Raw genomic sequence first — 24021 nt, forward strand, 5'->3', positions numbered from 1 at the left:
TAAAAATTCATGATGAAAGACAAAATAATTAAGATACTGCGGAAGAAGAAGTATTATAAAATTTGGGCAAAGCTTATGCATGTTTCCAAAATTGGAATGAACTATTGGGGCGGGGCAAGTTTTGTACATAGTGGAGAAATGCTTGTGATTGATAGGTTTTTGCCACGGTTAAGTCAACAGTCAGAAGTTGTCATTTTTGATGTGGGTGCTAATATTGGTGAGTGGTCATTGTATGCTGCCAAAATGGGGTATAGCGCAAGTATATATGCTTTTGAGCCGTCTAAAGCTACCTATGATACACTGGTCCAGAATACGAGGGCATACCCCAATATCAAATGCGTTAATTTGGGCTTAGGGGACAAAATCGGTCAATATACGCTTTATTCATCCAGGCAGGAGTCTCCAATTGCCTCGCTATATAAGATTGATAATCCTGTTGAAGAATATTCGGAGAAATATACGCAAACCATTAACATCTCTACAGTCGAGAATTTTTGTCAAAATAATAATGTAGAAGAAATTGCTTTTTTAAAAATTGATGTTGAGGGGCATGAATATAAGGCTTTACTGGGTGCAGGTGAATTGATACAAAATGGGAAAATAAGATGCATTCAATTTGAATTTGGAGAAAGTCATATAGAAGCCCGTACTTTTTTTAAGGACTTCTGGACGTTGCTGAAGTGTTATGAGTTTTTTAGGATATTGCCGGACGGCTTAGTCCGAATACCTGCATATTCTGCCGATCTTGAAATTTTTAATACTGCCAATTATCTTGCGGTTCTGAAATGAGAAATGCTGTGAAAGTATCTGTTGTTATTACGGTTTATAATTTAGAAAAGTATATAGAAGAGGCCATCCGCTCTGCTTTATGTCAAACGTATCCTGCATATGAGGTTATCATCGTAGATGATTGCAGTACGGACAACTCAGCTTTTTGCATAAATAAATTTAAAGATGTTATTACTTATATAAAGATGGCTGAAAATTCGGGAGTGCTTATGGCAACTCTGGAGGGGATAAAGAGAAGTACCGGAGATATTGTCGCATTTCTTGATGGAGATGATATATGGATGCCTACCAAATTGGAGGAGACTGTAAGGGTATTTCAGGAGAATGAAAAGGTTATATTGGTGACACATAACTATGATATAATAGATGGAGAAGGATACCTTATAGAAAAGAGTGATCTTACTAAAAAGAACATAGCGTTGATTACAAAGGATCAGCCAGACATTGAATTGCTTTCTGCACGTGTGAAAAATTCAATTTTGGGTTATAGAGGTATGTGGTTAGGAAGCGCCTACTGTATTAGACGGACGGCATTTAATCAAATTGAATTTGATGTATTTATGGACTCCTTTGATATACCTAATTTTAGACGGATGTGCTATCAGGATCATTTGATTGCTCAGTATACGATCTTGACAAATCATTCACAAGCACAGGTATTCTTAATTGATAAGCGGCTGTTTAAGTATCGCTTGTACGGAGCCAATAGCAGTGGTGTTTCAAATACAGTTGAGAGCGCCTTAAGTACTATAAAAAGAGGGAGCGCAAATGTCTTGGCAACAAGTACGTTGGTCAGTCGATTTGATGTCTCCGATGACATAAAAAGGCGTCAGCGCTATATGCAATTGGAATATGAATATCTGAAGGCGTTGTATTCTAAAAAATATTTAGTGGCAATAAAACTGTTTAGGAAATTGATGAGAAGTACGTGGACTAAAGATCAGAAGGGGAAAGAGATAAAACGTCTTTCGGCCGTACTTTTGCTGGGCCCTTCAAAATTTCTTGCGTTAAAAAGCAAATAATGGATTATGTGTGGTATCACCGGTTTCGCAGATTTTAATCAGAAAAGTTCCAGGGAAGTTGTCTGCCAGATGGTGGCCTCCATGCCCCACCGAGGGCCGGATGGACAGTCAGAGTTTTTTGAGCAACAGGAGGTTTTTCAAATCGGCCTGGGCCATCGACGTCTTTCTATTATAGATCTCAGTCATGCGGCAGATCAGCCCATGTCCTATGAAGATCTGGTGGTTGTGTTCAATGGGGAGATTTACAATTACCGGGAAATAAAAGATGAGCTGGAAGAGAAAGGGCACCGGTTCCGAACCTTATCGGATACCGAGGTGATCCTGCACAGCTGGAAGGAATGGGGAAAGGCGGCTATTCATAAATGGCATGGGATGTTTGCGCTGGTGATCTACGACCGGGGCCGGCAGGAGCTTATAGCTATCCGGGACCGGGCTGGAGTAAAGCCCTTTTACTATTCGTTCAGGGATGGCCTGTTTCTTTTTGGCTCGGAATTAAAGACGTTAATGGCCCACCCGGCTTACCGGAAAGAGATCAGTCCGGATGCGGCAGCTTCCTTCCTGCAGTATGGTGCAGTTCCTGCACCCTATTCCATTTTTAAAAGCACTTTCAAACTTCAGGCTGGACACCTGCTACATATCAACCTTCTCAAAAGGGAGCTGGTAACAGAGCAGTATTGGAATGTATACGACTATTACAATAAGCCCAAACTCAGAATCAGCTTGCCGGATGCTATCAGGGAAACGGAGCGAATCCTTGAAAAAGCCTTCCAGTACCGTATGGTAGCAGATGTACCGGTTGGGGTGTTCCTGAGTGGTGGGTTTGACAGTACCTGTGTAACGGCACTACTTCAAAAAAACAGTACAGAGAAGATCAGGACTTTTACGATTGGTACTACTGATAACAAATTGGATGAAGCCCCTTTTGCTAAACAGATCGCTGCGCACCTGGGTACTGATCATACCGAATATTATTGTACGGCAAAGGAGGCTATGGATATCATCCCGGAGCTACCGTTTTATTACGACGAGCCCTTTGCGGACAGCAGTGCCATTCCGACCATCCTGGTAAGCCAGCTGGCCCGGCAAAAAGTGACCGTGGCGCTTTCTGCAGATGCAGGTGATGAGATCTTTGCCGGATATAACCGGTATGACTATATCAGCCGCTATGGAAACAGGTTGCAAAAAATACCTGCACCAGCCAGAAAACTGGCAGCTGGTCTGATGAGTATGATTTCTTCTGAATCAATCCCCATTTTGAAGAATAAAGCAAACTTCCATAGCCGTTACGACAAGCTAAAAAATCTGCTAAATGATCCCTCTCCTGCAGAACTGCTGAAAAACCTCAGCATCGTTTTTCCGGATAGGGAAATAGGAAGATTGTTTGCTCCGGTACCAGGGGGGGAAGGGTCGGAGAGCCTTTCTGCCCTGTATTATAGCCGGGAGTTGAAGCCCGAGTATTATGATGCCCTTTCCTTTATGATGGCGGTGGACTACCAAACCTACCTCGCGGATGATATCTTGCAAAAGGTAGACCGGGCTACCATGAGTATCAGCCTGGAGGGAAGAGAGCCTTTTTTGGATCAGGATATTATTGAATGGGCGGCGCAGTTGCCTACAGATTATAAGTATCACAAGGGTATTAAAAAGTATATCCTGCGGGAGATCGTGTACCCCTATGTACCCAAGGAACTAATGGACCGCCCCAAGATGGGCTTTGGCATCCCGGTGGCCGATTGGCTGGCGGGTCCGTTAAAGCCCCTGGTGGAAGAATACCTGGGTGATGCAGCCCTGGCCCGTCATGGCCTGTTTCAGCGAGCGGAAGTACAGCGTTTAAAGAGTGATTTCCTTGCCGGAAGAAAGGAGAAACACCTTAAGATATGGCATCTATTAATGTTCCAGTTATGGCATGAAAAATGGATGTAAATTTTCAGAGGAGGGCTGTGAATAGGTTGCAGATCAAGGTAAAAATGCCTTGTGAGCGGAGTAGCCGCTGCGTAGTTTTGCTGTTGCTTTGTCTTGGCCTTTTACAGCCGGAAAGAGGCAGTGCGCAGGGAGGGGCGGGCAAAACCATTATCCGGTATACTGGCGAGGCCTGTGAAGCAGTCAAAGACTTAGTTGATGTATTGACGCCCTATGATGCGGGTATCATTAACATAACAAAAGTTCCTTTAGAGAACAGGACGGGGCAGGAATTTTATCTTGCAGCTAATAAGGGCAGCACTACTATCAGATATACCACCCGGAGTAGCCTGGAAAATGCGGCTTATACCTACCTGGACCTGCTGGGTTTTCATTGGTATGGACCGGGTGATAACTGGTTTATAGCACCAAAGGTGCTGAGAAGTCTGTCCCTTGCCGGTGACTGGATAAAACCCTCTTTTCGGAATCGCTCTTTTTTTGGAACCGGTGGCCTGGATTTTGCAAAAATGCAGCCATATGATCCGCAAAATATATATAAAAAAAAGTGGTACGATTGGAAACGGAGAAATCGCTTTAATGTCGACTTTATTGATAACGGGCATGCTGGTTCTGGATTTTATATGGATAACCAGCATTTGATTGAAGAGAATCCGGATTGGTTTAATAGCGAAAGCGGAAAAAGGGCGGGTCGGCTGAAAATTGAAAAGCCGGCCGCTGTGAGCGCCTTTAAAAAATGGGTTAAGAAAAGATATAACAATAACGCTTCTGATTTCATTGCATTGGGTGTTGAGCCGGAAGATGGCAGAGGAGGTATAGATGATCCCTTACCTCCTAATGGTTTTAATGGAATGGCCAAGTGGAACAGTTCCGACAAATGGTGGTGGCTGGCAAATGAAGTGGCAAAAGATTATCCTGAAGAAGATAAAAACATTGTTGTTGCAATGTATGCGTATGGAAATGGACCCTATAACGCATTAATTCCGTCCTTCCCTTTGAGAAAGAATGTTTATCCTATTATTATTCCCTACTCCTTTCAAACAGCCTACTTACCCAGAGAAATGATAAAAAAGTGGTCCTCAAGAATCAATGGACGTATGGGTATCTATGATTATTGGAATATAACCCAATGGAGCCAGGGGGTGCCGCAATTGGATATTTATAGCATTCCGGAAAAATTAGGTTTCTGGAAAAAAAATAAGGTCGATGGTGTTTATCTGGAAACAACAGATGCAGCTGGTCCTATGGGGCATGCTTTGTGGCTTGCCGGACAACTGCAGTGGGATGTAGGCAATGATTTTGAAAAGCTGTACCAGCAATACCTCAATGATTGTTTTGGAACGGCGGCTCCGGCGATGCGGAGAATGTACGACCGCTGGAGTAAGAATTACCAGGATGCGGGGGAAGTAGGATTGAGTCTTAATGATCTTAAAATGGCTTCAGATGTGGTTGCTGTCAATAGCGATGAGTGGAAGCGTATTGCCGATTTGAAAGCATATGTACATTTTATGAAAATGTATTATGAACATGATGGCTCGCAGCAAAGTCGCGATAGGATTTTTTACTATTTATATAGCATTCATCATTTAATGCTGGTACAAACTGTTGCTTTTCAAGGTCAGGGCTATATTGCTCCGGGAGGTGTAGCACCAGAGGGAAAGGATATAAGTCCTTTATCTTATAAAGACATTGAAATGCAGTTTAGACAAGATTTATATAAAAGCCCCATACGCTATTCTATAGCCGCTTTTAAGTTCGATTATAACAAAGTAAAGTATACTGAACCGATACCTGCTATTTCCTGGCGATTTGGCGCATATCAATGCAACACATACTTCACTGCTCCTTTCTCAGGCAGTTTTATATTCGATTTAGGAGGTGAGGAGAAACCTTCATTTCGGTTCTATACAGAGGATGAAATCTTATTATACGATTCTGTAACAAAGCTTAATTCCGCATATATAGATGATTTGGGTGGTCGAAAGTGGTGGATGAAAACCTATAAGGTAAGTATAATGAAAGATAAAGTTTATCACTTGCAGATCAATGGCGGTAGTAGCAGGGTGAAAATAAAAACATCAGGGATTGTGTTATTCAAAAATCCAGGTATAGCAGATTTCGACAATTATCAGTACCCGGTACAGTACTTTTATGTACCCAAGAATACCAGAGAGATAGTGTTTTTTGATGCATATCCGGAAGGAACAAATGGAAGAGGATATTTGATTGACGCGTCGGGGCATCGCTTAAAAAGGGAATATTTGGGCATAAAAAATATTTATAGGGTGCCCGTGCTTTCTGGCAATGATGGCAAAGTTTGGACTGCAGACTTTGGCCATGCTGCATGGGGACTAAAGAATATTCCCAATATATCCAGCCTTCAGCGATTTGAATATAGAGAATAAAGCGTTTTCAATAAATGTTCCCGAGTTTATTTTTCAGCCGAGATGAAATGATACTTCTGATTTGATGAGGGATTTTTTGATGGCTGTTTTTTGTTATGGAATTTTGGATTTCTTGTAGAAATGCCAATGAAAGAATTCTAATAATTTATTATAGGTGCATTCAGCTTAATAGCAGCATTTGCTCATCCGGATAATGATCTTATTTCTTGATAAATATTCCTGTATTGGTCAAGTGCGTGCTCCAGACTGTAGTAAGCAATTATGAAATCCCTGTTTATCGGTTCGATATCAGATATTTCCAATTTCGCTACGATTTCCTTTATCGTTGAAACATCAAGATTATTTAAGATAAACCCTCCATTGCTTTCTGATACTATCTTTTCGACGTCGCCTATTTTATTACAGATTACCGAAATTCCCATGGCAAGCAGTTCGCCCAGTTTGGTGGGTGAACTGGCAATTTTGGAATAGGCGGGCTTAATAAAACTGAGGCTGATGTCGCTGGCCTTTATTAATTTAGGAACGTCTTCCCGGTTGGCGAACTGTACGAGAATCTTTGCCTCATCCAGCCCTAATCTGGACGCGGCTTGGTATACTATTTCCCGATCGTCAGGAGTAAGTACCAGTAAGAAAACTTCATTCTTTTTTTCAAGCAGGATTTTGTAAAACAAAAGCATTTCATCCAGCATATACCAGGTTCCCAGCGATCCCAGGTAACTAACTACAAAGGCCTGGTCCGGGATATTTAACAGTTGCCGGGCAATCCTGTTTTCTTCATTTGTTTTTAATGTAAAAAGCTGCATGTCTGCAGAGCAGGGGATCACTGTGATGGGGGTGCTTTTATTATAGGCAGTCCATGTTTCGATCTCCTGCTTTGCAGCCTCCGTAAGACTTACAATGTGATCCGATTGGCGAATGAACTGAGCTTCTTTCTTTTTCCAGTTCCGGTAGGCGATCTTATAGATCCATTTATCATGATCCCAGATAGCTCCGTCTATCCGTTCATCTACCCAGAAGCCCCGCATATCGAAGAGAAACGGAACTCCAAATCTTTTCTTTAATAGTACCCCGATTCCGGCAGCCAGATAACTGCGGCAATGGATGATGTCAAATGGGGCGGATTTGTGTAGCTTTATGGCGTAGCGTGTGAGCTGGTAAAGATCATAGTATTTGGCAAGAATTGGCGGAGAAGTATGAAAGATAAGGTAGTGCCATTTAATATTGGCCGCTTTGCAAATTTGCTCAATGGTGCTTTTCCGCAAAAGGAATCGCTCCTTTTTCTCGCAGCTCAGTATGGTGATGGAGTGGCCACTTTGCGCCAGGCCTGTAAGGTAGGGCAATATTTGTGATTGGCCCAGGGGGTCAGTAAGACCATCATACGTAATAAATAGAGATTTTGCCATTCCTTGGAACTATATTATTTGTTTTTTGATTGTAATAATAGCTTGACAAGTAACCAGAATACCAGGAAATATATATCCAGATACAGGGATAGCAAGCTGTTGGTAAACAGGTAAATAACGCTCGAATACGGAAGAAAGATCAGATAAAAATTGATTTTAAAAGGAGCGGTGTCTCTGTTTTTTAATTGGAGCAGCCCTTTGCTGTCCATATAGGTGAGTGTACGAAAAAAAACATAAAAGATCAGTATCCCCGGGAGTGTTAGGCCAATCTGCTCTCTTGTTAAAAAGAAAAAGACCGGAGCATAGAACCGTATTACTGCAAGATTCACAAATGTAAAAACTTTAAATGCCTTTTGTTGCATCAGGTTGTGCAGCGCATAAGTGATAATGAGAACGGTGTAGAAGATCCACCAGGCAGGGCTTATCCATGCTTTTATGAGAAAAGACACGCCTGTAAAAATAGCAAGTCGCAATAATATAAACAATAATACGTCTCGGTCCTTTATCTGCCACTGTTCAAGCCGTTTCCGGGGATTGGCCTCAAAACGGACGGCTATATAGTCATTATAGATATACCCGATTTCGTATAGGGAAATAAAGGCAATATGTCCTAACGCGAAATGTATTAGGGCCGTTTTCAGGGGTGTTTGAAAAAAGACAAGAAGCAATATTCCCAACAGAAACTCGTAGTAGGTATGAAAGATAAACGCAGCCTTTGTGTTTAAACGGGTTTTAAAAAAATACCCCATGGGGAGGGCCAATAGTATTTTTTGCATTAATGTTTTTTTGAAACCATTAAAATGGTGACGCCTGGCATTTTTTTCCAGAATTGTACATCGCTTTTCTTGTAGCAAATGGCAATCTTTTGTATTGCTTTTTCCAGTAACAACCTGTCCGTGTGGTTATCGCTCATTGCCACACTGATTATTTCTGAATGAGGAATTATTGCTTCTACAGCTTTTGTTTTTTCCCCGGTAAGATCGCACTGAATCCTGCCTGTGTATACATTGTCTTTTATTTCAAGACTGGTAGCTACATAGTGATTGGCACTAAGCTTTTTCGAAATGATTAAGGCTACCGGTTCAATAGTGGATGAAGCCAGAATGATTTTTTCATTATCAAACCGGCTTAATAGTTCGTGCGTTTGTCTTATTTTTAAATTACTGAGGTCCTCTGCATAAAACTCCTCGGCCCACTGTTCCATCTCTTTTGTAGAAACTCCTTTGAATAGTTTCAGCGCTCTGGCTTTGAGGTGGTCTTTTCCACTGATCTTTTGCAAAAGCGCCAACGCATAAAAAAAGGGGCTTTTTCTTGACTGGAATAACTGGTATATCCTTATTGTTTTTGCGGGGATCTTCTGTTTACGTATGCAAAATCTGATAAAATCAAAGGTGGTATTGGCATAGAAAAGCGTATCGCAGATATCACTTACAATATAACCAGTGTATGCTGGAGACATAATTGCTAAAGAAATCATGAACTCATAAGTTTTGTGACAGGGAGCTGGCTTTTATACTGCAGCTGGATATTTTTGTATATATAAAGGTTCATGCCTCTGGTTTGCTGATGAATAAATGAATTATGCTCAAAAATAACACAACTGTTTGATTTGAAAAAAACGGTGACCTTTCTGTTCCGGGGAGATGATCTGCTGACGACAGATTTTTCAGATATCGGGGGGGCATACTTATAATGGAAAATATCCCATTGGTGGTTTTCTATATTCACTGGGTTATTTTATTCTTTTTAAAAAATAACTATAAAGATACTGAAAAAAGGAGGGATGATACCAAAGATAACTTGGGCCAGTTGTTCTTTGAGACATTAAAGTTCCCTCAAAATATGCGGTTATACAGCGTTTTAATCCGCCGACTCCTTTTACTAATTGCAAGTAAGGATAGGTGGCAAAATTATCTTTTTTCTCAGGGGTGATCTGCTCCTGGTAGAGGACATCTCCTGTATCAATTCCGGGGTCAACAAAGTGTACCGTTACTCCACAGTGCATTGGGTCCTGGTTGGCCAGAGCCCAATAAGCGCCGTGCACGCCCCGGTATTTTGGGGTGATACCGGCATGGATATTAATAAACCTGCAGCCAACGGCAGTGAGCACTTTTTTTGAAACAATACGGGTACCGCTCAACAGGACCAGGTCAGGTGCTGCTGCTTTCAAATATGCAATAACCTCATTACTATTTACAGAGATAACCTGTTTGATCCGTTCTTCGGGAATTGCCTGCGTGCTGAGCCCGTTATCATCAATAATGTTCCTGATCCGCTTTTTTGATAAAAAGGCAATGGGTTTTGCCAGTAAAATCATAAACCCGAGTTGTCCGGCTACCTTTAAAACCCCCAGTTTCTTTACCCTTCTTTTTAGAAAAAGTCTTATCCCCTCTTTTTGTTCAATAATAACCTTTTCAATACAATAGTCATCTTTAAGATGGTTAAAGATGATGGTGGTGGAGTCGCAGGCAGTAGCCAGTAAAATGATTTTTTTAGTTTTCATTTAAGATGCGAGATGTTATATGTGACATGGTTTCGCTGCAGAAGTGATATTTTTCTTTTAAAAAAGCGTAGTGTTGCAGCAATTGCTCTAGGGAGGCCATATTGTTTTTCAGGTTTGTTCCAAAATTATGCGGGTGCCACCAGAGATGAAAAACAAGGTTATTTTTTGCGGCATGCGTCATACTGTTTTTTATCCGGGTAATTTTTAGCGGCTCTAAAAAGCGCAGTTTTTTTGAGTAAGGTCTTAAGAAGCGACTGGCGGGAAGGTTTACAGGCACTGCCCGGGTGACGTCGCTGATGCTGTAACAATTATGCCCGGAAAGGTTGACATAGGAATCCAGTAATTTCAGTATTTTACGGGGATAATTGGTGTGATCGCTATTTTTAACCTGGTAGATCCAGCTTTTTTCATTGCCACGGACACAAGTAAAGCCTAATGCTGTACATACAGACAAATAGGCATCATTAAACTGGTTACGAGGAAATACCAGGGATGTCAGGATTAAACCATCCGATTGTGCCACCGATTGTGCCATTTGCAGATCTTCCTGAAAGTCTTCAAGGGTTTGTCCGTCTTCGAGACAATAATAGTGTGAAAAAGTATGTGAGGCTATCTCTTGTTCAGGATGACGCCTGATAGTGTCAAGGAGACTGGCGCCATAATAGTATTCGTCGGTGTCAAAGGGCTCTGCTAAAAAGGTAAAGTGATCATGATAAGGGGAAAGCCTGCTATTGGTATAGTTTGGAACTTTCGCCGGAAGCATGCGGAGGAAATCCTCTTTTTCCCGGAGAAAAAGAAAACCAACGGTTGCAAAAGTGGCCCGGATATTATACTTTTTAAACAGGTTCAATAATGCAGGGATAACGTTTTTTACATTCTTTACATTGGTCCCATAGGTATCCTGTGTTTTTGAATCACGAACGCCCCACCATAATTCAAAGTCCAGTGAAATAATAAAAGATCCCCGTTGCGCTGTCATACCATTAAATATTAAAAAATTTCAGGAGCGGTTTATTCAGTGGCCTGTTTTTATAATAGATCAGTAAAATACTCATCGCATAAAAAGGCAGGCAGGGGATCTTATATCGTGAAAGGGTTCCAAAATTGCCGGTACTGATGCCCACTGCAAACGCAAAAACGATGGCAAAGATCAGGCAGAACTGGATGGTGGGGTCGGTTGAAATAGTGTGCCAGCATCGTTTAACTCCTACTGTGACCAGAGCCCTGATAGTTAAAATAAGGAATAAAAAAGCCTCCAGCGCCGAAGCGAGGATAATCAGCTTTTTGGACTCCCATAAATAAGGTCTGAACAACGTAACATTTACAGCCATCGGGAATTTCAATAACATATCTTCAAGGCCATTTATTTTTCCTAAATCATAAGCAGAGCCTTCCTCCCCGGACGAATACTGGATCCAATCGCGGGTTGTTTGGGCAGTCTGTTCAATATTCTCAAGAGAGTACCCTCCCAGAGAATTCTTCCCTAACGAGGTCATTATAAAGAGAGAACCGGCAACAGCCATCGATAGAGCAATAAGTTTTACAAGGAACCTACTGGCTGTATTCCCTATCCTGCTGGTATAAACGGAAAGCACCCAGATTATCAGGGCAGGTACAAAAGCAACCAATATATAGAGCTTTACCCGGGCTACCATTAGGAAACTAAGAATGGTCAACAGAATATTGCCTGTTTTAAAATTCTTTTGGATCAGCATCTGGAATATGCCATAGGTAAGCCAGCCCAGGCCAAAAAGACAGATGGTGTCCTTAAAGACCCCCGATCCCCATACCACCACGCTGGGAATAAAAAGAACGGCAACGGCTACCGGCCTTACCAGGTCCGGATAGATCCGCGCAAACGTGCGGAACAGCGCCCACATGCCGGTGAAGGAAAGGGCCGCAAAGATTGCTGCAATGGGCAGGTAAGTGGTGCCGAGTGGAAGGCCTAAAAAGGCAGCCAGTGCGGCAACACTATAGCTGGAAGGGTCCTGGTACCAGTACATTCCATTGATATAGTCGTAGTAGCCAAGGGTGCTTTCATTCGGAATATGAAGTAAAAGGCTGAACCATTTCAACGGAGAATCCTCAAAGGCGCTGTTAATGATCCGGGCATCGTGAAAAAAGTTCATCGTATCGCCTCCCTTATAATAGTATTCATACACCATTCCGATAAACACAGCGCCTGCGATCTTTAGTGTTAGCCCGGTAATAAAATAAGGCCGGTAAGGATGGCCTGAGGGGTAATGCCGGTTGCGGTACCGGAAAGCGATGCCATAAATGGCGGCTAACACAAAGGGAAGGATCGCATAATCCAGGATCGTTATATTGGGAGCCATCTGCAGCGGGTATTAAATAGGGGATAAAAATAAAGCATTCTCTCAAAAGTCCATCCAATGATTTAGTTTTGTGGCTCTTAGGATTTTAAATATGAAAAAAAGCGTTTTAATTACCGGGGCGGCCGGTTTCCTGGGCTCGCATCTCTGTGATCAGTTTATTACAAAAGGATACCGGGTGGTAGCTATGGATAACCTGATCACCGGGGATCTGAAGAACCTGGAACATTTATTCCCCAACCCGGATTTTGAATTTTATCATCACGATATTACCAAATACATCCACGTTCCGGGAACACTGGATTATATCCTGCACTTTGCCTCCCCGGCCAGCCCGATCGATTATCTGAAGATCCCGATACAGACGCTGAAAGTGGGCGCCATGGGCACCCATAACTGCCTGGGACTGGCAAAGGATAAAAAAGCGCGGATCCTGGTAGCCTCTACCAGTGAAGTATATGGAGACCCGCTGGTGCACCCGCAGCCGGAAACCTATTGGGGCAATGTGAACCCTATCGGGCCCCGCGGAGTTTATGATGAGGCCAAACGCTATATGGAGTCTATTACCATGGCCTATCATACCTTCCATAAGGTAGATACGCGGATCGTCCGCATCTTTAATACCTATGGCCCTCGGATGCGCCTCAATGATGGCCGGGCCCTGCCGGCTTTTATAGGGCAGGCTTTAAGAGGGGAGGATATTACCGTATTTGGTGAGGGCACGCAAACACGCAGCTTTTGCTACGTATCGGACCTGGTGGAAGGTATTTACCGGTTATTGCTGAGCGATTATACAGGGCCGGTGAATATCGGGAACCCCAACGAAGTTTCGCTGAGGAGCTTTGCAGAAGAAGTGCTGGCGCTGACCGGCAATAAAGTAAAGATCGTTAACAGGCCCCTGCCCGTGGATGACCCCAAACAGCGGCAGCCCGATATTACCCTGGCAAAAAAATTGCTGGACTGGGCCCCCGTTGTTTCAAGAAAGGAAGGGCTGGAGAAAACCTATAATTATTTCAGGAGCCTTCCGGAAGCGGAATGGCACCGGCAACCCAAAGAGTTTTTAAGCAGTAAATAGATATTCCCGGTCTTGTCCGCCCCGGGTAAACCTGGCTACGACTCCTTTCCCTGAACGTTCGCAACGCTGGGAGCGTAACACTGTGGAAGAAAAACAGTAATGCCTCCGCAAACGGGCCGCCTGCTTGTGAAAAGTCTTTATAGTGGTTAAAGGCCAAAGCTGCAGCGCAGCATCGCTTTTATTAGCAACGAACAGGCGATGGAACAGCGGTGCAGCGCACCGGTACTATAAGCCTCCCCCGAAAAGATTCCCGCCGCGCTGCGGCTACGGGTAAGTCCCTGGGTGTTCTTGTTGCCATTATTTGCGGCGCACTGCGCCTGCTATCAAAAGATCAGGTCCTTTTCGGCCTCCAAAGGCTTATTCATACTACATTTTATGGCAATAGACCTGCTTTTGATCTTGACGCACATGCGATCGCTATCGGGATGGCAGGGCAAAATAAAGACTTTTGAACCTCCGTGAAATTGTCAGGACCTGGCAAACGCGCGGCTCCATTGAAGCCTGGTTGATCAAAACGCCCCCATTTGCCATAAACACAACACTCCTCAGGAGCTGATCAGTGTTGAAATCAGATGCGTTTGCCGGGGGCGCTATGTAATTTTTCATCATCTTTTCATAAAACTTTCTTACCTTGTGCATCAGGCCCTGTCAGTTCTGAGAAGAACAGGGCTATTTTTATTTAATGAAACCTGATATTTTATTCCGTACCGGCGTAAATTTTTTTAAAAATGCCCAAAATACTGCGTATTCACAACCGGCTGATCACGGGAGGGCCGGTTTATAATGTATTGAATCTTACCAAATTCCTGGAACCTGACTTTGAAACACTGCTGGTGGTGGGGGAAAAGGAACATCATGAGCAGGATGCCGGCTTTATTGCAGAAAGAATGGGCATCCGGCCACTCCTGGTCCCGGAAATGGGACGTGCGGTTCATCCGCTAAAGGATTATAAAGCCTATCACAAGATTACTGAGATCATTAAATGGTTCAAGCCGGATATTGTGCACACGCACGCTGCAAAGCCGGGTGCTGTAGGCCGGCTGGCCGCCTATCATATGAAGGTGCCTGTAGTGGTACATACCTATCACGGGCATGTCTTCCATTCCTATTTTAATAAGGCGAAAACACAGGTCTTTTTGAATATTGAACGCTACCTGGCAAAGAAGAGCACCGCATTGATCGCTATCAGCCCCGAACAGAAAACGGAGCTGAGCCATCAGTACCGCGTGGCAAAGGAAAACAAGTTTCGCATAGTTCCCCTGGGGTTTGAACTGGAGCGGTTTATGGAGAATCAGGAGGAAAAAAGAAAAGCTTTCCGCACTGAGTTTGGTTTGGCAGATGATGAGATTGCCATCGGCATTACCGGGCGGCTGGTTCCGGTAAAAAACCATGACCTGTTCCTGGAAGCACTGGCTTTTGTGCTGAAACACACTGCCAAAAAAGTAAAAGCATTCATTATAGGCGATGGAACATCCTGCCCGCATATCCAGGAAAAAGCCGCCGCTCTTCATATTCCTTTTGGCAGGAGCGGGGAAGCCTGCGGCGATCGGTCGCTGATCTTCACTTCCTGGAGATCGGATATGGATGTGGTTAATGCCGGACTCGATATTGTGTGCCTGACCTCGTTTAATGAGGGTACTCCCGTAAGCCTGATCGAAGCCCAGGCTGCCAACAAACCGATCGTGTCCACCAATGTAGGAGGCGTAAAGGATGTGGTAAAGGAAGGAACTACCGCACTATTGGCCGGCATCCAGGATAAGCAAACCTTTTTTGATCACCTGCTGACCCTGGTAAATGATGACGAATGGCGAGCCGCTATGGGAAACAGCAGTACCGGTTTTATTACCGCTCGCTTTGGTGTAAAGAGACTGGCTTCCGATTTCAGGGACCTGTATTACTCCCTGCTGAGTGGTAAAACACAGCTGCAAAGGACTTACCCGGCCTTTCCGGAGCCACTCCGGGAGGTTCCCATGCATCATAACAGTGTATAAAGCCCGCGGAGTTCAAAAGCGCCGGAAGCTGCCGGCACAGCCCGGGATCAGGCTTTTTCTGTTGAAGGGAGGCTGATTCGGGGTTAAAATTTATCTTTGTCTGCAATTTTCGTAAAAATTATATGTTCGGTCTTTTCTCCAGGAAAAACAGGAAGCTAAAAATGGATTACACCTTGATAGGGGCGGATATGCATTCCCACCTGCTACCGGGGATCGATGACGGCTCCCCCGACCTGGAAACTTCCATTGCACTGGTCCGGCAGTTTAAAGAGCTGGGCTATACCAGGCTGATCACAACCCCGCATGTACTCTGGGACCTGTACAAAAATACACCGGATACGATCCGGTACCGCCTGGATGAGCTCCGGGAGGCGCTGACCGCCAACCAGGTTGATATAGAGATGGAGGCGGCAGCTGAGTATTTCCTGGACGACCATGTGCTGGACCTGCTGCGGAAAAAGGAACGTCTGCTAACGCTTAAAGATGATCTTGTTTTAACGGAGTTCTCCACCATGTATCAGTCCATGTCTATGAAAAACATCCTGTTTGAGATGCAAATGGCGGGATACCGGCCCGTGCTGGCTCACCCGGAACGCTATGTATACTGGCATAAAAAATGGGATCTTTTTCATGAGATAAAAGAAAACGGCGTATTGTTCCAGCTGAACCTGCTTTCGGTAACAGGGGGCTACGGCTCCCGCGTGGAAGAGATTGCCCAATACCTGCTGGAGCACGATTTTTATTCCTTTGCAGGAACAGACCTGCATCATGAGGGACATATGGCCCGGTTACAAACACTGGAGATCCCGGAAAAGCTCCAGGAACTGCTTACCAGCGGAGCGCTTTTAAACCGGAGTCTGTAGTTCCTGGCGGTTTGCTGTCCGCTACCAGACATCCTGCAACAATCTTCAACGATATCAAACCGGGAACCGGCCGTTGATGCTGTGAGAAATGAAACGGCGATCTGACTTAAACTTCGCAGCGGCGGGCAAAATGTCAGGCATTTTCAAACGGTAAACTTTTTGTTATAATTGGACGAATGGCTTTGCGTTTACCAGGTAAAGCTGTAATTTAGACAAATTTCAAAAAAGGCGGGTTATGGCAAATAAAGAATTTAATGAACTGTTGGTGGGCAATGCTGATTTCCTGAAACCCTTTGCTGTTAATCTTACAAAGAACTCAGAATCAGCCAATGATCTTTACCAGGAAACCTTGTACAAGGCACTGGCGAATTCGGAAAAATATAATTCCGGTACCAATATCAAAGCATGGCTGTTCACCATTATGCGGAATATCTTTATTAATGACTACCGCAGAAATGTAAAACGCAAGACGATCCTGGACAGTACCCCGGAAGACTACCTGATCAATATGAGCCAGGTTTCTGTTGTCAATACGGCAGAAAGCTCCCTGAGAGAGAAAGAGATCAATGCAGCCATTGAGGGGCTTCCGGAAACATTCAAAATTCCCTTCCGTCTTTATTTTGAAGGATATAAATACCAGGAGATCGCCGAATACCTGCAGGAGCCCCTGGGTACCATCAAAAGCAGGATCCACTTTGCCCGTAAATTATTGAAGGAGCAGATCCGGAGGTATTGAGCCGTTAGCGGTCAGTCTTCAGTTGTTACTTTCAGCCCTAAGTTTAATCCTCCTTTACAAACGGATTGTATTGTCGTTCGTGCCCGATGCTGGTTCCGGGGCCATGGCCGGAATAGACTTTGGTAGCGTCCGGAAGGGAATATAATTGGGTCCGGATAGAACGCTCCAGTGTCGTAAAGTCGCCTCCCGGCAGATCGGTGCGGCCGATGCTTCCGCTGAAGAGCGTATCCCCGCTGATCAGGATCCCGCTTTCTTTATGGTAAAACGACAGGCTGGCCGGTGAATGCCCCGGTGTAAAAAGAAGAGTAATAACATCACTGCCCAGCAAAATGGTATCCGTTACATCCAGAAAAACCAGCGGGCCGGTATACACTTCCAGGGGAAAACCATACATTTCGGCCACCCTGGGCCCGGATTGTAACACGGCCTGCTCACCCTGGTGAATATGCAAGGGTAGCTTCCAGGTATCGTACACGAACTGGTTGCCCAGGATATGGTCAATATGGCAATGCGTGTTCAGTAAGTAAACCGGTTCCAGTTTTTTTTCGTCAATAAACCGGGTGAAGGTATCCCGCTCCGTTTCGTCGGAAAATCCCGGGTCAATGATCAGGCATTTCCCGGTTTCATTGTAAAGAATATAGGTGTTCTCCTGGAAGGGATTGAAGACAAAACGGTGAATTTGTAACATAACAAATCTTTAGTTTACTTTTAGGTCCTGAAATAAACGAGCAAATATACGGATGAAAGTTTTTGGGGTATGATGAGATGGGTTTTAATGTGCTGGATTGTGTTACTGCAGGGGCCCTTATGGGCTCAGAGCGGTCTTTCCGGTGTTGTAAGGGATCAACATAGTGAAGAGCTGATTCCTTTTGTGTCTTTTCAGTTTAAAAACACCGGCTCGGGTTTCATTGCCGATTCGGCGGGCAATTTTCATTTTTCGGGAGATCAGTGGCCTTCGGACACGGTGGAAATATCTAATGTGGGGTATGAAACAAAGATATTTCCGGTCAGCATATTAAAAAAGATGGCGGTTATTTACCTGGAGCCAAAGACCTATGATAACGGGGTGGTAGTACGGGCAAAGGTCGACATGGGGCTTTGGCTCTGGAAAAATATCGTAAAGCATAAACCGGAGAATGACCGTTTCCGGCGGTTTGATAATTTCTATTACGAACTATATAATAAGCTGGAAATGGATCTGAAGAATATCAAAAGTATCCAGAAAATTGCCGGCATCAAACCCTTCAGGCCCATGAATGAGCTGATCAGCAAGAACCTGGACAGCTCTGAAGGGGTGAAGGTGTTACCCACTTATCTTACCGAGTCTATATCGGACTATTACTTTCAGAAAAAGCCCCTGCGCAGGCGGGAAGAAATAAAGGGGGTGAATACCAATGGCATCAGGAATGAAAGCATGGTGAAATTTTTGGGAGGTATGGACCAGGTTATTAATGTCTATAATGATTTCATCAATGTATTCAATAAGGAGTTTATCAGCCCCATAAGCAGCAATGGTGATTTTTATTATAAGTACAGCCTGAGCGATACCCAGCGCATCGGCGGAATAAAATATTATCACCTGGTATTTATACCGAGGCGTCAGGGGATGAATACCTTTGAGGGAGATTGCTGGGTAGAGGGCGGCAGTTTTGCCGTTCAGAAAATGAACCTTAGACTGGACAAAAAAGCGGATATCAATTTCCTGGAGCGCCTTAGCCTGATACAGGAATATAAGAAGATCAACGACAGTACCTGGTTTATTGCCAAAGACAAACTGGTAGTTGATTTTTCCCCGTTTAACAACCGGGTACCGGGGATCATTGGCCGTAAAACCAGCACTTACCAGCATGTGCTGGTAAACGATTCTGCAGTCAGCAACCGGTTACTGCAAAATAAGATACAGGAGGAGATCCTGGTGAAGGCAGGCTCCGGGCAAAAAGACCGGATGTACTGGGACAGTGCCCGGCATGAAGGGCTTTCTGCTACCGAAATGGGGATCATCCGGATGATGGACACGATTGTAAATGCGGCGCCATTTCAAAAAATAACCCGGCAGGTGGGTTTCCTGGCTACGGGTTATATCAATATCGGCAATGTCGAACTGGGCTCCGCCTATAACTGGTTTACAGGCAACGCCTGGGAAGGATTCCGCACGCGTTTTGATATTGCCAGCAATAAGCATTTTAATAAAAAATTCCGCTGGCATACCTATCTTGCTTATGGCTTTGGTGATAAAAAGCTTAAGGGAGAAGGAGAGCTGTTTTATCTCCCTAAAAAGGACCCGAGGCAGTACTGGTACCTTGAGTACAAAAAGGATCTTGATTTCGGACAGGTATACTTCGGAGAAATAACCTCCGATAATATTTTTGCGTTTGCCATCAGGAAGCCCAATATCCCGCTGAAATTTATCGGCCTGGAAAAATGGCAATTTGAATTTTTTAATGAAACCCGCGGAGGTTTTTCGACCCTGCTGGGGCTGAACTCACGAACTTATACTCCTTTAAAGAACCTGGTGCCGGCAGATTCTTTTGGTACCGGCAGCCATGCGTTGAAGGCTGTGGAAGTTTCACTGCGTCTCCGGTATGCTTTCCAGGAAAAGTTTATCGAATCGCATTTTTACAGGACCAGCCTGGGCAGTCCCTATCCCATCGTGGAAGCCACGGTTTCCAAAGGCGTGGCGGGGCTGTTCGGGGGACGGTACAATTACACAAAGATCCAGGGAAGCGTATCCGATAACATCAAGACACCGCCGTTCGGGATCATCTCCTACCAGGCTTATGGTGGTAAAACATTTGGCGTGTTACCATATACGTTTCTGAATGTGGCGCCGGGCAATGAATTGTATTATTATAATAAGTATGCCTTCAACATGATGAACCGGTATGAATTCATTCATGACCAGTTCCTGGGGATCAACTTCGAGCATAATATCGGCAACGGTATTTTTAAAGCCATACCGGCGCTGAAGTTCCGGCAGTTTTATACGGTCAAAGCCCTTTGGGGCTCCCTGTCAGAAGCCAACAAAGTACTGAATTTTAAAGAAGGGCATAACTTTCAATCGCTGGATGGTAAAACCTATCTTGAGGTAGGAACAGGCATTGATAATATCCTTCATTTTCTCCGGGTGGATTTTATCTGGAGGCTGTTGCCGAAGGATGCGCTCCGCAGCTCAACAGAGAAGTTCGGCGTTTTCGGAAGCATCCGGTTAAACCTGTAAAGCGGAACAGGAAAATGAGAACATAACGGAAAATGTGGAAAGTGAAGACCGGACGTTAAATATAAAACCGGGTCCGGTGGGCATTTTAAAATATGGCAGACGTCAGATCTTGGATAACAAACAGTAAACCGGCCCCGGGGTCACCAGTTGCTGCTTGGAACAATCGGCCATTGAATCTTGCTCGTTGACCTTTAATTATCGGGCAACGAAACATAAGACCTTAAGCTTTAAATGTTACATCCCCTGTCGTAATGACTTCAACCTGGTCCCCTCTTCCAACGATAATATAATCTGCCAGGTCGATAAACAATCCGTGCTCTACAACACCGGTGATATGATCCAGTTCTTTTGCCAGGGATGCAGGGTCGTCAATCAGTCCGAAGCTTACATCCAGGATATAGTTACCCTGGTCGGTTCTATAAGTGCTTCCGTTCTTAACCCGGAGTGTGGCCACGCCGTTCAGGATGTTTAACTTTCGGGCAACGGCATGGGCCGCAAAAGGAACCACTTCAACCGGCACTTTAAAGGCGCCCAGCTTTTCTACCTGCTTGGATGCATCTGCAATGATGACCTGTTTTCTGGTAATGGATGCTACGATCTTTTCACGCAGCAGCGCGCCGCCGCCGCCCTTGATCAGCTGGAGCTTTTTATTGAACTCGTCGGCCCCGTCGATCGTGATATCGATGGTCTCGATGTCGTTGATGTTGGCAAGAGGAATCTTCCATTCTTCTGCCAGCTGCCGGGTGGCCTCAGAAGTAGGAATGGCCCTGATCTGCAGTCCTTCGCGAACCATCCTGCCAATCTCCTTTATGGCAAAGTAAGCTGTGGACCCGGTTCCCAGTCCGATAGTTTGCCCGCTGCTGATAAAGGATACTGCCTTTAAAGCCGCGTTTATTTTTTCCTGTTCATTCATAAATAGTTGATTTTTTTTAAGAGGCCCGGGAACCTAACAGGTCTCCAAAACCTTACTGATCTGGCTGCAGGCTGTTTCTATTTCTTTTTCTGATATCGTCAGGGGCGGACAGATCCGGAAACAGGTGGATGCAAACAGGAACCAATCGGTAAACACCCCGGCTTCCAGCAAGCGGTCGATGATCTTTTTATTGGTCTCAAAAGAATCGAACGCTACTGCCATCCATAGCCCAAAGGAACGGATCTCTTTTATTTTGGGGTGATGGAGCAGGGAGCGGAAAAGTTGTTCTTTTTGAGCAACCTGCTGTGTCAGGTCTTCATCCAGCAATACTTTCAGCGCGGCATGCCCGGCTGCGCAGGAAACCGGGTGTCCGCCAAACGTGGTGATATGTCCCAGTACCGGGTTTTCCGTCAGGGTCATCATGATCTTCCGGTTGCTGATAAAAGCACCCAGCGGCATACCGCCTCCCAGTGCTTTCCCCAGCAGCAGGACGTCGGGCACCACATCAAAATGTTCAAAACCCCACAGCTTGCCGGTTCGTCCAAAACCCGCCTGTATTTCATCAAGGATCAGCAGGGCGCCGGTTTCTGTACAGCGTTGCCGTACAGCCTGCAGCCAGGCTTTGTCGGGGGCAAGAATGCCGCCTTCTGCCTGTACGGTCTCAAGAAGTACACAGGCGGTTGTGGTATCGATCTGATCCAGCCAGTCGTATTTGTTGTAATCAATATGGACAATGCCGGGCAGCAGCGGCCTGAACGCGTTGCGCCAGTATTCATCGCCTAAAATGCTCAGTGCACCCTGGGTAGAGCCGTGGTACGAATTTTTTGCGGCAATGATCCGGGTACGGCCGGTATACCTTTTGGCGAGTTTCATAGCGCCCTCTACCGCCTCTGCGCCCGAGTTGGTAAAATAGACCGAATGGAGCCCTGCAGGCAGATGATCAGCAAGGAGCCTGGCATACCGGACCTGCGGGCTTTGGACTATCTCTCCGTAAACCATTACATGGAGATAATCGTCCAGTTGTTTTTTAATAGCATCGATCACCGCCGGATGCCCGTGGCCGGTATTGGCAACGCTGATGCCGCCTATGAGGTCGATATATTCTTTACCGTTTACATCAAAAATACTGCAGCCCCTGGCCCTGGAAATCTCAAGTGCCAGCGGAGCGGCGGAGGTTTGCGCCACATGCCGTAGAAAAAGTTCCCGCTGATTCATTGGGGCAAAATTACAGGGATTCTGATTTGAAAATCTGGGAATATGGAAATGGAGGGCTCTTTGGGAATGTAAGGACTGCTTGGCAGCTTCAGGGGAAAACATCAACCCTTAAACGAGTTCCTTTCCTATTCAGCTAATTGAAACGCATTCATAGGGCCGGGCATCGGACTGAAAACCGGAACCGGCGTTAAACATGCCCCCGAAACCGTACTTTTGCTAACAATTGTTTGGTGAAAAATGGAAAAGAACACACTACGTATGGTAACGGCTGCTTCGTTGTTCGACGGGCATGATGCCGCGATCAATATTATGCGGCGGATCTTACAGTCGAAGGGCGTGGAGATCATCCACCTGGGACATAACCGTGGGGTACAGGAGATCGTAGAATGCGCTATTGAAGAAGATGCACATGCCATTGCCATTACCAGCTACCAGGGCGGTCATATGGAGTTTTTCCGGTATATGAAGGACCTGCTGGACGAAGCGGGATGTGGTCATATAAAGATCTTTGGCGGTGGCGGCGGCACGATCCTGCCACAGGAGATCGAAGCGTTGCATGCCTATGGTATCGCAAAGATCTACAGCCCGGATGATGGCCGGAAACTGGGACTGGAGGGAATGATCGAGGACCTGGTCCGCATCGCCTGTTCGGAAGTTTCAGTTGCGGCCTTTAACAATGCACCGGAGAACTGGAAGGGGGCTCCACCCCTGGGTGAAAAGAAAGAGATCCGGTCAATAGCCCGCACCATTACACTTGCAGAGGCAGAAATCAGCGAAAACAGACAGGCTCCGGTTTCGCATGCGGATGCTAAAGTGCCGGTAGTAGGCATCACCGGTACCGGTGGCGCCGGAAAATCATCTGTGACGGATGAACTGGTCCGCCGTTTTTTGAACGGGTATCCGGAAAAAACGATCGCTGTTATTTCGGTTGATCCTTCCAGGAAAAAGACCGGCGGTGCCTTATTGGGCGACCGGATCCGGATGAATGCTATTGCACATCCAAGAGCCTATATGCGTTCGATGGCTACCCGTGATGATCATGTAGCATTAAGCCGCTCCATTCAGAAGGCGCTGGATGTTTGTAAGGCTGCTGCTTTTGACCTGATCATTTTGGAAAGTGCAGGCGTTGGACAAAGTGATGCTTCCATTGTTGATTATGTAGATGTGAGTATGTATGTAATGACACCGGAGTATGGGGCAGCCTCCCAGCTGGAAAAGATCAATATGCTGGACTATGCGGATCTGGTCTGTATAAATAAGTTTGATAAAGCCGGTGCTGCAGATGCATTGATGGAGGTAAGAAAACAATACAAAAGAAACCACCAGTTGTGGACCGCGAACGATGAAGACCTGCCGGTCACCGGCACCATCGCAGCCAAATTTAATGACCCGGGGGTGAACACCTTGTTCTTACAGATGATCCGGATGCTGAACAAAAAATGTAAGGCGGCGTTTGATGAAACAGTTTCTTTCCGGGATACGGCGCCCATGGAGCGATCGATCATCCCGGGGAAGAGGATTCGTTACCTGTCTGATATTTCGGAATCGGTCCGCAACTACAATCGCTATGTAAAAGAGCAGGCAGACATCGCCACGAAGTTATACCAGTTAAATGGTGTAATTAAAATGTATGAATAAC

The 24021-nt window shown here is 45.2% G+C and carries 19 protein-coding genes; 10 read left to right on the plus strand and 9 right to left on the minus strand.

Features of this window, described 5'->3' with window-relative positions:
• Window positions 1–9 precede the first annotated feature (9 nt).
• The 4 genes from BLS44_RS08005 to BLS44_RS08020 are packed head-to-tail and all read left to right on the plus strand — an operon-like array spanning window position 10 to window position 6133.
• Window positions 10–789, plus strand: a complete 780-nt coding sequence (locus BLS44_RS08005; protein WP_090389523.1) for an FkbM family methyltransferase — start codon at window positions 10–12, stop codon at window positions 787–789.
• An 8-nt stretch (window positions 790–797) separates the two neighbouring features.
• Window positions 798–1811, plus strand: a complete 1014-nt coding sequence (locus BLS44_RS08010; protein WP_176954350.1) for a glycosyltransferase family 2 protein — start codon at window positions 798–800, stop codon at window positions 1809–1811.
• A 6-nt stretch (window positions 1812–1817) separates the two neighbouring features.
• A complete protein-coding gene (gene asnB, locus BLS44_RS08015) occupies window positions 1818–3734 on the plus strand; it encodes an asparagine synthase (glutamine-hydrolyzing) (RefSeq protein WP_090389525.1) in 1917 nt (638 codons plus the stop codon).
• Window positions 3725–6133: a DUF4838 domain-containing protein gene (locus BLS44_RS08020; protein ID WP_090389526.1), complete on the plus strand. Its 2409-nt coding sequence runs from the start codon at window positions 3725–3727 to the stop codon at window positions 6131–6133. The genes asnB and BLS44_RS08020 overlap by 10 nt, the downstream gene beginning before the upstream one ends.
• Before the next feature lie 182 nt (window positions 6134–6315).
• Here BLS44_RS08020 and BLS44_RS08025 read toward each other — a convergent pair whose 3' ends face one another.
• From BLS44_RS08025 to BLS44_RS08055, 6 genes are all read right to left on the minus strand, one after another.
• Window positions 6316–7536, minus strand: coding sequence for a glycosyltransferase (locus BLS44_RS08025; RefSeq protein ID WP_090389527.1), 1221 nt, complete (start codon window positions 7534–7536; stop codon window positions 6316–6318).
• Window positions 7537–7550: 14 nt separating this feature from the next.
• On the minus strand, window positions 7551–8312 hold the full coding sequence (locus BLS44_RS08030) for a hypothetical protein (RefSeq protein ID WP_090389528.1): 762 nt from the start codon (window positions 8310–8312) through the stop codon (window positions 7551–7553).
• Window positions 8312–8995: an HAD family hydrolase gene (locus tag BLS44_RS08035; RefSeq protein WP_176954351.1), complete on the minus strand. Its 684-nt coding sequence runs from the start codon at window positions 8993–8995 to the stop codon at window positions 8312–8314. Before BLS44_RS08035 ends, BLS44_RS08030 begins: the two co-directional genes overlap by 1 nt.
• 273 nt (window positions 8996–9268) lie before the next feature.
• Window positions 9269–10039 carry a formyl transferase gene (locus BLS44_RS08045; protein WP_090389531.1) on the minus strand — a complete coding sequence of 257 codons (771 nt, stop codon included), beginning with the start codon at window positions 10037–10039 and terminating at the stop codon, window positions 9269–9271.
• Window positions 10029–11018, minus strand: coding sequence for a polysaccharide deacetylase family protein (locus BLS44_RS08050; RefSeq protein ID WP_090389532.1), 990 nt, complete (start codon window positions 11016–11018; stop codon window positions 10029–10031). Before BLS44_RS08050 ends, BLS44_RS08045 begins: the two co-directional genes overlap by 11 nt.
• A 4-nt stretch (window positions 11019–11022) precedes the next feature.
• On the minus strand, window positions 11023–12375 hold the full coding sequence (locus tag BLS44_RS08055; protein ID WP_090389533.1) for a hypothetical protein: 1353 nt from the start codon (window positions 12373–12375) through the stop codon (window positions 11023–11025).
• 91 nt (window positions 12376–12466) lie between these two features.
• Between BLS44_RS08055 and BLS44_RS08060 the strand changes: the two genes are divergently transcribed.
• The 4 genes from BLS44_RS08060 (at window position 12467) to BLS44_RS08080 (ending at window position 17037) form a co-directional block, all read left to right on the plus strand.
• Window positions 12467–13447, plus strand: a complete 981-nt coding sequence (locus BLS44_RS08060) for a UDP-glucuronic acid decarboxylase family protein (RefSeq protein WP_090389534.1) — start codon at window positions 12467–12469, stop codon at window positions 13445–13447.
• A gap of 728 nt (window positions 13448–14175) precedes the next feature.
• A complete protein-coding gene (locus tag BLS44_RS08070; protein WP_090389536.1) occupies window positions 14176–15438 on the plus strand; it encodes a glycosyltransferase in 1263 nt (420 codons plus the stop codon).
• Between the two features lie 161 nt (window positions 15439–15599).
• Entirely contained in the window at window positions 15600–16301 is a 702-nt protein-coding gene (locus tag BLS44_RS08075) for a tyrosine-protein phosphatase (protein ID WP_090389537.1), read from the plus strand.
• Between the two features lie 235 nt (window positions 16302–16536).
• Window positions 16537–17037: an RNA polymerase sigma factor gene (locus BLS44_RS08080; RefSeq protein WP_090389538.1), complete on the plus strand. Its 501-nt coding sequence runs from the start codon at window positions 16537–16539 to the stop codon at window positions 17035–17037.
• A 43-nt stretch (window positions 17038–17080) separates the two neighbouring features.
• Here the strand turns inward: BLS44_RS08080 and BLS44_RS08085 are convergent, their stop codons facing one another.
• Window positions 17081–17725, minus strand: coding sequence for an MBL fold metallo-hydrolase (locus BLS44_RS08085; protein WP_090389539.1), 645 nt, complete (start codon window positions 17723–17725; stop codon window positions 17081–17083).
• Window positions 17726–17794: 69 nt separating this feature from the next.
• Here BLS44_RS08085 and BLS44_RS08090 point away from each other — a divergent pair, with 69 nt between their 5' ends.
• Window positions 17795–20254, plus strand: coding sequence for a DUF5686 family protein (locus BLS44_RS08090; RefSeq protein WP_090389540.1), 2460 nt, complete (start codon window positions 17795–17797; stop codon window positions 20252–20254).
• Between the two features lie 220 nt (window positions 20255–20474).
• Here the strand turns inward: BLS44_RS08090 and rpiA are convergent, their stop codons facing one another.
• Window positions 20475–21167: a ribose-5-phosphate isomerase RpiA gene (rpiA, locus tag BLS44_RS08095; protein WP_090389541.1), complete on the minus strand. Its 693-nt coding sequence runs from the start codon at window positions 21165–21167 to the stop codon at window positions 20475–20477.
• A gap of 33 nt (window positions 21168–21200) precedes the next feature.
• Window positions 21201–22382 (minus strand): aspartate aminotransferase family protein, encoded by a 1182-nt coding sequence (locus BLS44_RS08100; protein ID WP_090389542.1) that lies wholly within the window; start codon window positions 22380–22382, stop codon window positions 21201–21203.
• Window positions 22383–22619: 237 nt separating this feature from the next.
• On the opposite strand from BLS44_RS08100, the gene BLS44_RS08105 reads away from it, so the two are divergent.
• Window positions 22620–24020 (plus strand): cobalamin-dependent protein, encoded by a 1401-nt coding sequence (locus BLS44_RS08105; RefSeq protein ID WP_090389543.1) that lies wholly within the window; start codon window positions 22620–22622, stop codon window positions 24018–24020.
• The last annotated feature ends 1 nt before the right edge of the window (window position 24021 follow it).

The sequence above is a fragment of the Niabella drilacis genome (genome assembly GCF_900101395.1).
GTDB classification, from domain to species: domain Bacteria; phylum Bacteroidota; class Bacteroidia; order Chitinophagales; family Chitinophagaceae; genus Niabella; species Niabella drilacis.